Below are 13910 nucleotides of genomic sequence, written 5' to 3'. Positions count from 1 at the left end.
AAGGGAGTAGCGTGAATGTCAGTTAAAATAATCATTGAAGAGCTGCATCGTCTCTATGGATTGCATGAACAGCTTTTGAAGCTGTCGAAGGATAAAACAGAAATGCTGAAAAGTAATGAGATTGATGCTCTTTCAGAGGTTCTGAATTTAGAGCAAAAATATATTCAGGCCATTTCTCAATTAGAAGAAAAAAGAATTGAAGCGACAGTTCAATTTTTACAAAGTGATGAACCGCCAACCATCACCGCGTGTATCGAAAAGGCTGAAGGTTCGGATCAAGAAGAGCTCATTTCGTTATATGACAAATTAAATGACATCATGGTGGAACTGAAAGATGTAAATGAACTGAACAAACAGCTCATTCAGCAGTCGCTTCAATTTATTTCACTGACATTCGATCTCGTTAACCCTAATAAAGAAAATATGAATTACGGACAAAATGGTCTTGAGAGTTCAAAGCCTAAACAGCAGAGGGCTTTGTTTGATTCAAAGGCGTAAACAAGGAGGATACCAATGGGTTCTACATTCATGGGACTAGAAACGGCAAAAAGAGGAATCACAGCCCAGCGTGCAGGGCTTTATGTCACATCAAACAACGTCTCCAATGCAAATACAGATGGCTACTCAAGACAAAGAGTTACCTTTAAAGCAGATAATCCTTATCCAGTCATTTCAGTTTATGACGGCAAGACGTATGGCCAAATGGGGACAGGAGTTCAAGTTGGAACCGTTGAAAGAATTCGAGACAGCTTTTTAGATCTGCAATTCAGAGATCATAACAATAACTTGTCTTACTACTCAACAAAATCTGATGCCCTTTCGCAAATGGAGGGAGTTATGAATGATTTGACGGATGAAGGCTTAAACAGAGCTTTTGATAACCTTTGGAAATCATTACAGGTCCTATCCGAAACAAAAAATGCCGATACAGCGTCTGCGCGTACAGTTGTTAAAACAAGTGCACAGGCTTTAGTAGATCAATTCCGTCTACTTAATTCGTCTTTAACAACGATACAAAAGAATTTAAAAACAGAACTCGATTCAACAGCCAAAAATGTGAACACGATTTTATCTCAAATAGATGAAGTGAACAAACAAATTGCAGCAGTTGAACCAAACGGGTATCTTCCAAATGATCTATATGATACGCGTGATGCGTTGGTAGATCAATTATCTTCACTTGTTGATATTAAAGTGAGCTATAATCCATCTGGTGGGAATGCACTCAAAATTGCTGAAGGAACTGTCAACATCGAAATTATCGGTGCAAATGGACAATCTGCTGGAACGATTTTGAATGGCATTACAAGCGAAAAATCTGAACTGCAAATCTCCTATGATAATACAACGGGACTTGTTAACTCACTTCAATTCGGAACAACAACCATTGCAGCAGATCAGCTTCAAGTGAATGGTAAAGTAAAAGCACTTGTTGAGGCTTATGGCTACATGTCAAATGGTGCTGAAAAAGGCATGTATCCAGACATGCTTGCAGAGCTTGATGAAGTAGCACAAGTCTTCATGGATACATTTAATGATGTGCATAAGCAGGGGTACACATTAAATGGCACAAGTGGACAAGACTTTTTTGATATCGAGAATAATAATGATCTGAATAAAGGTTTAGCTGCTCGTATCAAAGTGAGTGATGTTATTTTAGCATCAACAGATAATATTGCAGCATCTCTCAATCAAACAAAAGGTGACGGTTCGAATGCTACGAAATTAGCTGGTATTCAAGACTTAAAGGTACCAATCGGCGGCAATACAACGACGATCCAGGATTACTACCAAAATGTCATTGCTGAGATGGGGATTCAAGGGAAAAAGAACATAACGCTAGAAAGCAGTTCAGCCGCTCTTGTCAATTCAGCCAATGAGCGTAGAATGTCGACGAGTGCTGTTTCCATTGATGAAGAAATGACGAATATGATCCAATTTCAGCATGCATATAATGCAGCTGCGAGAGTTGTGACATTACAAGATGAAATATTGGATAAAGTAATAAACGGCATGGGTGTCGTAGGAAGGTAGGTATAACTGATGCGAGTCACACAAGGTATGATTTCTCAAAACTCACTTCGTAATATTAGTAAAAGTTATGAAAAACTTTCTAAAATAAATGAGCAAGCACAAACAGGGAGACGTTTCACAAAAACGTCTGATGATCCCGTTGCAGCAGTAAAAAGCCTTCAATATAGCACAGCAATGTTTCGAAATGAACAATATCAAAAAAACTTAAATGAAGCACAGAACTGGATTGATACATCTGAAACAAGTGTCACTGAAATCATTGATATTATGTCAAATGTACGAGATAAAGTGCTTGATGCGGCTAATGGAACAAAGCAGCCAGAAGATTTAGAAGCTGTCGGAGTAGAAATTGGCCAGATGAAGAAACAAATCATTGACGCGATGAACACTCAGATGTTAGGTAAGTTCGTATTTAATGGAACAAATACAAATGTCAAACCAGTTGTTGAGAACGCGGATGGTACGTTTACGTTTAACTTTGAAAACTATACAGATGCAAATTCTGTTAAGTCGAACATTTCTGATGGTATCACTTTAAATGTGAACTCAAATCCAATTTCAGCGTTTGGTGGACAGTCTGCCAGCGGTCAAAATGTCATTGAAATGCTGACGGATTTAGAAAACTCATTGAAAAATGGAACGTTCGCAAATTCTGATGATGCGTTAGGAAATATCGATCACTTTAAAGAAGTGATGAGTGCTGAGCGCTCGGATTTAGGAGCCCGTTCAAATCGTGTTGACTTAGTAGGCAGTCGCTTGACTTCACAATTCGAAGTACTGAAAAATGCCAAATCAGATAATGAAGATGTAGAAAGTGAAAAAGCAATTATTGATCTTCTTCAACAAGAGGTTGTGAATAGAGCTGCTTTAGCAACGACGGCTAAAGTTATTCAGCCATCCCTTGTCGATTTCTTAAGATAATAAAAAGCATCCGTTGGGTGCTTTTTTGCATCATGGAGGTGTACCTATATGCAAATCCCTAGATTGTTAATGCAACAAACCTATGCAAAGCTGCAAATGTCGACAACTCCTTCTCGGCAAGAAGTAGAGCAGCCAAGAGCAGACCTTGAGATTCAGCAGCCCAGAGCCGTCATGAATATGACAAGAACACCGTCAAAATTAACAATAGATCAAACCGAAGCATTTGCCGATATGGATATTAAATCGATTTTTAGGCGTTCTGAAGAATGGGCAGCTGAGGGGAAACGTGCTGTTGGAGAGGGAATGGGCCGAAGAGCGGAAGAAGGCAGTGAACTCATCAAGATCGAGAATGGTGGGAATGCAATTGCCGAGTTTGCCAAAATCAATGGCACTCCTCCAGCCAAACAATTCACCATTGGTGTGATCCCTTCATTCTTTAGTGTCAAAATTCACTATCAGCCATCTGAGCTTCAAATTGATGTGGAGCCTCAAAAAGCTATTATAGAGGCAACACCTCATAAACCAATCGTTAACTACCAGCCAGGTAAGGTCAATATTGATATGTTACAATACCCAGATTTAAAAATAGAAGTTGACGAAACGGGCCAAAATGGTGATAAGGTATAGTTAAGAAAAATGAAAAAGGTCGTGAATTATGATCATTCAAACAAAATACCATGGTGAAATGACAATCAAAGAGGAGCAAATCATCAACTTCTCTAATGGAATACCAGGATTTCTAGATCAACAACAGTTTGTCATTTTACCTTTATCAGAAGAGTCTCCATTTTTAGTTCTTCAATCATTGAAAAACGCAGAGTTAGGCTTTATTGTCAGCAGTCCGTTTTTATTCTTCAATCAATATGAATTCGATCTAGACGAAACGATCGTAGATATTCTAGAAGTAGAAGATGCCAATGATGTGGAAGTTATGGTGATCTTAACAATGGAATCTTCTATTGAAAAAACGACAGCCAATTTAAGAGCGCCTATTATTGTGAACCGGAAAAACATGAAAGCCAAGCAGGTGATTTTGCATGATTCAGCCTATCATACAAAACATTTGTTAGAGGTGGCATCCTCATGTTAGTTCTCTCGCGTAAATTAAACCAGTCGATTCAAATTGGCGATGATATTGAAGTCAAGATTATTTCAATCGAAGGCGATCAAGTGAAAATCGGGATTGAGGCTCCTAAGCACATTGATATTCACAGGAAAGAAGTGTACCTGTCTATTCAAGAAGAGAACAGTCGTGCTGCGAGTTTATCCGTAGATCTCCTCTCTCAATTATCCTCACAAAAAAAGTGAGGATTTTTTTATCTGATTCAGCTATCCTTCTCCACGTTTCTGTGTGGATGTTCACCATCTATATGAAACTTTAACAAATCGGTCCATCTATATTTAATTTGAAAATTCAAAGCCGATATAAAAGGTAGATTAAAGCACAGGAGCTGAATAACTATGTCTGTTGGTAAGTTGACATCGCTAGAGCCAATTATCGATGCATTTCAAACCCGTGTTTCTAATAACCAGAATGACAATGTAAACTCTGACTCACAAGCAAATGGCAAGGTTGTTTCAAAAGAAGAAATTGAAAAAACGCTTCAAGGAGCAAACAAGCTAATTGAACCCACTCAATTTCATCTGCAATTTGAATTACATGAAAAACTCAATGAATATTATGTCAAAGTCGTAGATAACCAAACTGAAGAAGTCATTAGAGAAATTCCTTCCAAGGAATGGCTTGATTTCTATGCGGCAATGACAGAAATTGTCGGTTTATTTGTAGATAAAAGAATGTAAGTGAAGGGAGAACATAAAAAATGGTCAATCGAATTACTGGATTTTCAAATGTGTTTGATATTGATGAAATCGTATCAAAACTCATGAAAACTGAGCAAGCACCACTTGATAAAATGACACGCCAGAAACAAACACTTGAATGGCAAAGAGACAGCTATCGCGAGGTCAATTCGAAGATCAAAGAATTAGATGATTTGATCAACAGTTTAAACTTAACGCGTCCAACTACATATGGCGCCAAAAAAGTGACAAGCTCAAATGAATCTGCTGTCACAGCAACTGGATCAACAAATGCTGCCTCTGGCTCAATCAATGTCACCCAACTAGCGACAGCTTCCGTCTTCAAATCGTCTGGTACTTCTGGTTTTACACCTGCAAATGGCACGTTTACATTCGAGGTGACGACACCAGATTCGACAGAACCGAAAACGGTGACGATCAATACTTCTGATACCGATACAATTGATGACATCGTGAAAAAGCTGAACAACTCGCAATTAGGTGTGACAGCTTACAAAGGACAGATCTTTGACGGATCTAACTACGTCGATACGGTCGCTCTCACTTCTCGGACAACAGGTGAAGGTGTCAGCATTAAAGCAGCTGATGGTAATTCAGCTTCATTCTTCACTCAATTAGGCTTCCAAGTGGATGGAGATAACAAATTAGTTGCGACGACTCAAGGACAAAAAGCGCAATACGAGATTAATGGTCTAAAAATGGAAAATAACAACAATATATTTGAGCAGGCTGGTATTACGTACGAGCTTAAAGGGACAACCGATCAGCCTGTCAGCTTAAACGTTTCAACAGATGTGGATGCAATCTTTGATAAAATTAAACAATTTGTTGATAAATACAATGAGCTCGTTGAGCAAATTAATGGTAAAGTCAATGAAAAGAAAAACAGAGACTATCAACCATTAACGGCCGAAGAGAAAAAAGGGATGTCTGAAAAAGAAATAGAGCTATGGGAAACGACCGCGAAGTCTGGCTTGCTGAGAAGTGATTCCATTTTACGATCTGGTGCCTCTAAAATAAGAAGTGATTTATATGCTAATATTACGACAAGTGATGCGAATAAAATTCAGCTTACACAAATCGGTATTACGACATCATCCAAGTATAAAGATGGCGGAAAGCTGGAATTTAGTAAGGATATGAATGGAGTAGAGAAATTAAGAAAAGCCATTGAAGAAGACCCGGAGAAAGTCAGACAAATGTTCATCTCGGGTAGTTTAAATGTGGATTCAAAAGATAAAGACAAAGCACAACAGCAATATCAAGAACAAGGAATCATTTATCGTGTCAAAAATTCCTTAACTGCCTTCACGAAGAGCATTCAAACAAAGGCGGGAAGCACAACAATGGAATTAAAGGAATACGGACTTGGTAAGGACCTTGATTCTTTAACAAAACGAATGGATACATTCCAAGATCGTTTAAAAATGGTGGAAACCCGCTACTACAAAAAGTTTAGCGCCATGGATAGCGCGATTCAAAAGCTAAACAACCAATCTGGCTATCTTTCTCAACTGCTTGGACAATAATTGGAGGTTTATAACATATGGCAATTCAGAACCCTTATGCCGCCTATCAGAAAAATTCTATTGAGACTGCAACACCTGCCGAGTTGACGCTTATGCTTTATGAAGGCTGCTTAAAGTTCATTAGACTAGCGAAGTATGCCATTCAAAAAGAGGATGCAGAAACGAGAAATGTGAACCTGAAAAAGGCTCAAAACATCATTCAAGAATTAAATGTCACCTTAAATCGTTCTTATGACGTATCAAAGAGTATGGCAAGTATGTATGATTACATCTATCGCAGACTGATTGAAGCCAATCTTCAAAATGACGAAGAGATGTTGAATGAAGTAGAGCAATACGTAACTGATTTTCGTGATGCGTGGAAGGAAGTTATTCAAACCGATCGAAAAGGGCGCCACCACTCTATCGGGGGATCTCTATGAGTATTGTGGACCAGCTGCATGACCAAACATTAAAAATGGCAGCCGAAATAACGGCAAATCCGCAAAGTGACACCTTGGTTGAAGACTTTGATGCCTTTTTAATTGAGAGAGATGAATTAATGAGAGATATTCAGCATGAGCTGACGGATCAAGAAAAAGAAAAAATCAAAGAAATAATCCAAACAGATCAACAGATGGCGAAGCAATTAACTGTGATCCAAAATGGGATCAAAGCAGATATTCAAGCCATTCAAAAAAAGAAAACGAAACAGCTGAATTATCAAAATCCATACCAGCCTATGACGAGTGACGGCGTATATTACGATAAACGGAAATAATTAGGTGAGACCTGTGGCGTATCGTTCAGATGACTATATTTTATTAACCACATATTATGAACTTCTATTTACAATAGAAGAGAGTCTAAAATATTTAGATGAAATTGAGAAGGATTTTGCTAAAACAGAAGGGGATCGGATCTTTAATGATCTGATCCATGCCTTCTTTCATTTAGAGACAACACATCCCCTTCTGCTTTCAATTATAGAAAATGAGCACTTTGCCAAAACGATTCGTTCGTTTGATCAAATTTTTTTAAGTTTTGATATACTAGCTTTCTATACATTCCCTTCAATACACTTCCAATCATTCCTTAAAGCATATTTTATACCTGAATATAGAAAGTGGATGGATGAAATACATGCCTGTATGAGGCCGTATGTCATTCATTAATTTTTGTTCAATTCAGACTTTCGGAGGAAATTATGAGACTAAAAAATCAATTTTTGTTTGGGCTTATTATCATATGTGTATTGTTTGTCAGTATTTTAGGATTCTCAAGCTTTATCTATTACAAAACAGATCAATCCTACAAGACGCTTCTCAGTAAAGAAGTGAAACTTTATCAGACCTCACTGGAATTAGAGGCGCTTTTGCAAAAGCAGGAAGCACAAATTAAAACATATGTTGTCATGCGAGACAGGGAAATATCGCAAAAAATTGAAGAAACCTATGTTGATATTAATAAAACAACAGGGGAGGCTTTAAAACTTAGTACAGTCAAAAAGGCAAAACAATTATTAACAAAAATATCTCAAAAGAATGAACTCTACTATGAATCCACAAAAAGGTTATTTATCTCATTAAATACTAACAATCAAAAAGAATTTAACACACGCCTCAATCAAGAATTACAACCTATCGAACAAGAAATACATACCTTTACAAAAGAATTTGCTCAAACCCAGTTGAAGCAACGTGACCAAAAAATCAATCAGCTCAACCAAGACAGTAATCAATTACTATTCACTCTCATTCTAGTTAGTGCGGTCATTATTGTTGGCTTTTTGTTGATTGGGACAAGATTCGTTTATCGTATGACAAAGCCGATTGTGTCTGTCACAAATGCTGCGAGAAGGATGGCAGATGGTGACCTTACACTTGAAGAGATTGAAGTGACCTCTAAAAATGAGATTGGTCAACTCGGTACTGCTTTTAATCAAATGACAAAGCATTTGCGTCAGCTCATTTTACAGGTGCAACATGGATCAAGACAATTAGCTGATTCTGCTGCTCAGTTTGAGGAAACGATTCATCAAACCATATCGGCTAGTGAGCAGACGTCTAGCTCGATTGAACAGGTCAGTGAAGCTTCACGTGAACAATCAGACGCGGTCGGAAAAGTAGCTTCTGCCATTCAAGAAGTCTCAACTGGTATGCAAAATGCAGCTGAACACACATCCGATGTTTCGGGTCACTCAATTTCAGTGACTGAAAAGGCTGAAGAGGGTGCAGCGCTTATTCAGCAATTCGTAAAACAAATGAGCTCTATCAAAGCGTCTGTGAACGAGCACCATTCCACAATGGATCATGTACAAGCCCAGTTTACAGGCATTGAAGATTTGTTAGGTCATATCCATGCCATCGCTGATCAAACGAATTTGCTTGCTTTAAATGCTGCTATTGAAGCGGCAAGAGCAGGAGAGCATGGGAGAGGCTTTGCGGTGGTAGCAGATGAAGTGAGGAAACTGGCGGAAGAATCTAGTCAGCTGACAGATCAAATTAGTCAATTGCTCGCGAACGTGAACAAAGATACTGAAAAATCATCACATTCGATGACAAAGGTTGAGCAGGATGTAGCAGAAGGTGTGAAAGTATCGCAATTGTCAGAACAGAGTTTTCATGAAATCCTGGAATCTATTCGTGATATTTCGATGAAAGCAGAGGAACTTTCAGCCACTGCAGAGGAGATTTCAGCTAGTACAGAGGAAATATCTCAGACGGTTGGAGTCATTGAAGAAGGAGCCAAACGCAATTCAGAAGAGACGGAGTACATGTCTGCGGCTGTTGAAGAATCATTGGCAGCAAATGAAGAAATGCAAGCAGCGGCGGAGGACTTAAAAACCTTATCTCAATCGCTGAAAACATCAATATCATCTTTCACCATTTAAATGTGCGCTGGTCTTTTTCAAGAATGAGCCGAATATATATTCATCACCTATCAAGTAACAGTTGATGCACCGCAAAATTCGACAAATTTCAATAAAAATTCACATTTTTTTTACGTTTGAGCAGGAGAAAAGGAGGGAAAAGTAGAAATAGGTTTACATATCCTTAATTTTAAAGGAGGCGTTCTTTACATGAATTACAATGTCAGAGGAGAAAACATCGACGTAACACCTGCACTAAGAGATCATGTCGAGAAAAAAATTGGAAAGCTGGAGCGTTATTTTGAGACAGACGTAGATGCTTCAGTCAACGTGAACTTGAAGTTTTACAATGATCAAGAATCTAAAGTTGAGGTTACCATTCCAATGACTGATCTAGCACTTCGAGCTGAGGTGCATAATGAAGATATGTACAATGCAGTAGACCTAGCAGCCAGTAAATTAGAACGTCAAATTCGAAAACACAAAACAAAAGTAAACCGTAAATTCCGCGAACAAGGTGCCAAAAAGCACTTATTTGCTGGAGGAAATGGGACGGCTGACGTAGCTGTTCAAGATGACGAAGAAATTGATGAAACAGAAATCGTCAGACAAAAACGTTTCAATTTAAAACCGATGGATAGCGAAGAGGCCATCCTTCAAATGAACATGTTAGGTCATAGTTTCTTCGTCTTCACAAATGCTGAGACAAATTTGACCAATGTGGTCTATCGCCGAAATGATGGAAAATATGGACTGATTGAGCCGAACGCTTAATCTGATCTAAAAACAACCTAAAAAAAGTAAACCCGTTCCCTCCATGAGGGGCGGGTTTTTTGTGCGAAATCATTGCAAATTCTTTGGAAATGAAGGAAGGTATGGTATGATAAATGCAGGTAAATATGGACCTGTCAATCTTTTGGACATGCCGAAAAATTGCATGAAATAGAGGAGCGTTATTATATGCTTGGAATCTTAAACAAAGTGTTTGATCCTACGAAACGTACGATCAGCAAATATGAAAAAAAAGCAAATGAAATTGAAGCTCTTGCTCAAGATTTTGAGAAATTATCTGACGAGGCTTTACGAAATAAAACGAACGAATTTAAAGAAAAACTTGAAAAGGGACAATCCGTGGATGACCTGTTGGTTGAAGCATTTGCAACGGTTCGCGAGGCATCACGCCGCGTGACAGGAATGTTCCCATTTAAGGTGCAGCTCATGGGGGGGATCGCGCTTCATGAAGGCAACATCTCTGAGATGAAAACAGGTGAAGGTAAAACGTTGACTTCAACAATGCCTGTTTATTTAAATGCTCTTTCTGGAAAAGGCGTCCACATTGTGACAGTCAACGAATATTTGGCAAGCCGTGATGCAGAGGAAATGGGCAAGATTTTTGAGTTTCTTGGCTTAACAGTTGGCTTAAACTTAAACAGCTTAGACAAAGATGAAAAAAGAGAAGCATATGCTGCTGATATTACGTATTCAACAAACAATGAACTTGGCTTTGACTATTTACGAGATAACATGGTGCTTTACAAAGAGCAAATGGTTCAAAGACCGCTTCATTATGCCGTGATTGATGAGGTTGACTCCATCTTAGTTGATGAAGCGAGAACACCTCTTATTATTTCTGGACAAGCTGCGAAATCTACAAAGCTTTACGTACAAGCGAATGCATTTGTTCGTACATTAAAAATAGAAGATGATTTCACATACGATATTAAAACAAAAAGTGTACAGCTGACAGAAAGCGGAATGACGAAGGCAGAAAAAGCATTCGGCATCGAGAACTTATTTGATGTCAAACATGTCGCACTGAACCATCACATCGCCCAGGCGCTAAAGGCACATGTTGCGATGCAAAAAGATGTGGATTATGTCGTTGAAGAAGGTCAAGTCGTTATTGTTGACTCGTTCACAGGACGTCTAATGAAAGGACGCCGTTATAGTGAAGGTCTGCATCAAGCCATTGAGGCAAAAGAAGGTCTCGAAGTGCAGAACGAAAGTATGACCCTTGCAACGATTACGTTCCAGAACTACTTCCGTATGTATGAAAAGCTTTCTGGTATGACGGGTACAGCGAAAACGGAAGAAGAAGAATTCCGTAACATTTACAACATGCAGGTTGTGACAATCCCGACCAATCAACCAGTGGTTCGTGATGACAGACCTGATTTAATTTACCGCACAATGGAAGGTAAATTTAAAGCAGTGGCTGAAGATGTTGCACAGCGCTATATGACAGGGCAGCCAGTGCTTGTCGGAACAGTAGCGGTTGAGACGTCTGAGCTTATTTCTAAGATGCTTAAAAATAAAGGGATTCCTCATCAAGTGTTAAATGCGAAAAACCATGAGCGTGAGGCACAAATTATTGAAGAGGCTGGTCAAAAGGGTGCCGTCACCATTGCGACCAACATGGCAGGACGTGGTACGGACATCAAGCTTGGCGAAGGCGTCAAAGAGCTTGGCGGTCTAGCTGTAATTGGAACAGAGCGTCATGAATCACGACGTATTGATAACCAGCTGCGTGGACGTTCTGGTCGTCAAGGAGACCCAGGGATTACCCAATTCTATCTCTCTATGGAAGATGAATTGATGCGCCGATTTGGTGCAGAGCGCACGATGGCCATGCTTGACCGCTTTGGCATGGATGACACTACGCCTATCCAAAGTAAAATGGTGTCTAAAGCCGTTGAATCATCTCAAAAACGCGTTGAGGGGAACAACTTTGATTCCCGTAAACAGCTTCTGCAATATGACGATGTGCTTCGTCAGCAGCGTGAAGTGATTTACAAACAGCGCTTTGAAGTCATTGATTCTGATAACTTAAAATCGATTGTGATCAATATGATTCAGTCTTCAATTGAGCGCGCTGTTGGTTCTTATACGCCGAAAGAAGAGCTTCCTGAAGAATGGAAACTAGATGGGCTTGTTGAATTAATCAACACGAACTATTTAGATGAAGGAGTCATTTCGGTCAAGGATATTTATGGTAAAGAAGCAGGTGAAATCACCTCCTTCATTATGGATCGTATTAAAGAAAAATACGATGCAAAAGAAGAAACATATGGCGATGAACAAATGCGAGAATTTGAAAAAGTCATCGTTCTTCGTGCGGTGGATTCAAAGTGGATGGATCATATCGATGCAATGGATCAACTGCGTCAAGGGATTCATTTACGTGCGTATGCACAAACAAATCCGCTTCGTGAGTATCAAATGGAGGGATTTGCGATGTTTGAGCATATGGTCGCTTCAATCGAAGATGATGTGGCCAAATATGTCTTGAAATCAGAAATCCAAAACAACTTAGAACGTGAAGAAGTCGTTCAAGGTCAAACAACAGCTCATCAGCCTCAAGAGGGTGATGAGGAGAAGACAGTGAAAAAGAAGCCGGTACGTAAAGTCGTAGACATTGGTCGAAACTCACCATGTCACTGCGGAAGCGGCAAGAAATATAAAAATTGTCATGGGAAGACAGAATAAGTAATGGAAAGAGGTGAAAACCTCTTTCTATTCATGTCAGCCCCCATACATCTATGAGGTGAAGGATATGGAATTAGTAGAAATTAGACAAGAGCTTGAAAATATGGCTAGCAGGCTAGCTGATTTTAGGGGGTCTCTTTGACCTCGAAACAAAAGAAGCCAAAATTGCAGAACTCGAAGCGACCATGTCAGAGGCTGATTTTTGGAATGATCAGCAAAAGGCACAAGGCGTTATCAATGAAGCCAATGCACTAAAGGATAATGTGAATTCATACCATGAGCTCAGTGAATCTCATGAAGAGCTGCAAATGACACATGACCTATTAAAGGAAGATTATGACGAGGAGCTTCATGTAGATCTTGAGAAAGAGCTGAAGAACTTAACTAAGCAATTTAACGAGTTTGAACTGCAGCTTCTCTTAAGTGAACCATATGATAAAAACAATGCCATCCTCGAGCTTCACCCAGGCGCAGGCGGTACTGAATCACAGGACTGGGGTTCTATGCTTCTGAGAATGTATACTCGCTGGGCAGAGCGCAGAGGCTTTAAGGTTGAAACGCTTGATTATCTTCCTGGTGATGAAGCAGGAATTAAGTCTGTGACACTGCTCATCAAAGGGCATAACGCATACGGGTACTTAAAAGCAGAAAAAGGGGTCCATCGTTTGGTTCGTATTTCTCCTTTTGATTCATCTGGCCGTCGCCATACATCGTTTGTTTCCTGTGATGTCATGCCTGAGTTCAATGAAGAAATCGATATTGATATTCGAACAGAAGATATCAAAGTAGATACGTATCGGGCAAGCGGCGCAGGTGGACAGCACGTCAATACGACTGACTCTGCCGTTCGTATCACACATATTCCAACCAATGTCGTGGTGACATGCCAAACAGAAAGATCACAAATCAAAAACAGAGATCGTGCGATGAAAATGCTGAAATCGAAACTTTATCAAAGACGGATCGAAGAACAGCAGGCTGAATTGGATGAAATCAGAGGAGAGCAGAAAGAAATTGGCTGGGGAAGCCAAATTCGCTCTTATGTATTCCATCCGTATTCTCTTGTGAAAGACCATCGAACCAATACGGAGATGGGAAATGTTCAAGCGGTCATGGATGGAGATTTAGATTCATTTATCGATGCTTACTTACGTTCGAAATTATCATGAAACTCGGCTTCTTGCCGGGTTTTTTTTATTGTGAGAAAATATAATGAATATAAAGGAATACATACGCCATACTGACTCTATATCCTTTGTATGATG

General features: G+C 39.4%; 15 protein-coding genes. All 15 read left to right on the top strand.

The genetic code is table 11. The annotated features are described in order from the left end of the window. The first annotated feature begins 15 nt into the window (after window positions 1–15). The 15 genes from NST39_RS17230 to prfB all read left to right on the top strand — a co-directional run bounded on the left by NST39_RS17230 (window position 16) and on the right by prfB (window position 13814). Window positions 16–498: a flagellar protein FlgN gene (locus tag NST39_RS17230; RefSeq protein WP_034660146.1), complete on the top strand. Its 483-nt coding sequence runs from the start codon at window positions 16–18 to the stop codon at window positions 496–498. A gap of 15 nt (window positions 499–513) precedes the next feature. Then, entirely contained in the window at window positions 514–2034 is a 1521-nt protein-coding gene (gene flgK / locus NST39_RS17225) for a flagellar hook-associated protein FlgK (protein WP_282062832.1), read from the top strand. A 9-nt stretch (window positions 2035–2043) separates the two neighbouring features. Beyond that, on the top strand, window positions 2044–2955 hold the full coding sequence (gene flgL / locus NST39_RS17220; RefSeq protein WP_341029463.1) for a flagellar hook-associated protein FlgL: 912 nt from the start codon (window positions 2044–2046) through the stop codon (window positions 2953–2955). A 48-nt stretch (window positions 2956–3003) separates the two neighbouring features. Next, window positions 3004–3582: a DUF6470 family protein gene (locus NST39_RS17215; protein WP_034660143.1), complete on the top strand. Its 579-nt coding sequence runs from the start codon at window positions 3004–3006 to the stop codon at window positions 3580–3582. Window positions 3583–3610: 28 nt separating this feature from the next. Beyond that, window positions 3611–4045, top strand: coding sequence for a flagellar assembly protein FliW (gene fliW, locus NST39_RS17210; RefSeq protein ID WP_341029460.1), 435 nt, complete (start codon window positions 3611–3613; stop codon window positions 4043–4045). Beyond that, window positions 4039–4263: a carbon storage regulator CsrA gene (csrA, locus tag NST39_RS17205; protein WP_003212955.1), complete on the top strand. Its 225-nt coding sequence runs from the start codon at window positions 4039–4041 to the stop codon at window positions 4261–4263. The genes fliW and csrA overlap by 7 nt, the downstream gene beginning before the upstream one ends. 153 nt (window positions 4264–4416) lie before the next feature. Continuing rightward, window positions 4417–4758, top strand: coding sequence for a flagellar protein FlaG (flaG, locus tag NST39_RS17200; RefSeq protein WP_106066163.1), 342 nt, complete (start codon window positions 4417–4419; stop codon window positions 4756–4758). A gap of 20 nt (window positions 4759–4778) precedes the next feature. Continuing rightward, on the top strand, window positions 4779–6308 hold the full coding sequence (locus tag NST39_RS17195) for a flagellar hook-associated protein 2 (protein WP_341029455.1): 1530 nt from the start codon (window positions 4779–4781) through the stop codon (window positions 6306–6308). A 17-nt stretch (window positions 6309–6325) separates the two neighbouring features. Further along, window positions 6326–6730 carry a flagellar export chaperone FliS gene (fliS, locus tag NST39_RS17190; RefSeq protein ID WP_058013567.1) on the top strand — a complete coding sequence of 135 codons (405 nt, stop codon included), beginning with the start codon at window positions 6326–6328 and terminating at the stop codon, window positions 6728–6730. Beyond that, window positions 6727–7068 carry a flagella biosynthesis regulatory protein FliT gene (gene fliT / locus NST39_RS17185; protein WP_003212921.1) on the top strand — a complete coding sequence of 114 codons (342 nt, stop codon included), beginning with the start codon at window positions 6727–6729 and terminating at the stop codon, window positions 7066–7068. The genes fliS and fliT overlap by 4 nt, the downstream gene beginning before the upstream one ends. Window positions 7069–7081: 13 nt before the next feature. Next, window positions 7082–7462 carry a hypothetical protein gene (locus NST39_RS17180; RefSeq protein ID WP_003213093.1) on the top strand — a complete coding sequence of 127 codons (381 nt, stop codon included), beginning with the start codon at window positions 7082–7084 and terminating at the stop codon, window positions 7460–7462. Between the two features lie 32 nt (window positions 7463–7494). Next, window positions 7495–9180 (top strand): methyl-accepting chemotaxis protein, encoded by a 1686-nt coding sequence (locus NST39_RS17175; protein ID WP_341029451.1) that lies wholly within the window; start codon window positions 7495–7497, stop codon window positions 9178–9180. Between the two features lie 189 nt (window positions 9181–9369). Beyond that, on the top strand, window positions 9370–9933 hold the full coding sequence (gene hpf, locus NST39_RS17170) for a ribosome hibernation-promoting factor, HPF/YfiA family (protein WP_003213481.1): 564 nt from the start codon (window positions 9370–9372) through the stop codon (window positions 9931–9933). A 186-nt stretch (window positions 9934–10119) separates the two neighbouring features. Further along, a complete protein-coding gene (gene secA, locus NST39_RS17165; RefSeq protein ID WP_341029448.1) occupies window positions 10120–12645 on the top strand; it encodes a preprotein translocase subunit SecA in 2526 nt (841 codons plus the stop codon). 67 nt (window positions 12646–12712) lie between these two features. Further along, a protein-coding gene (gene prfB / locus NST39_RS17160; RefSeq protein WP_217012112.1) for a peptide chain release factor 2 occupies window positions 12713–13814 on the top strand; the annotation gives its coding sequence in 2 pieces (ribosomal slippage) (window positions 12713–12784 and window positions 12786–13814; 1101 coding nt in all). Window positions 13815–13910: the final 96 nt, after the last annotated feature.

The sequence above is a fragment of the Bacillus sp. FSL W8-0645 genome, assembly GCF_038007905.1.
GTDB lineage: Bacteria > Bacillota > Bacilli > Bacillales > Bacillaceae > Bacillus > Bacillus pumilus.
The sequence above is the reverse complement of the archived record's forward strand: the minus strand, read 5'-3'. Positions and strand labels throughout refer to the sequence as shown.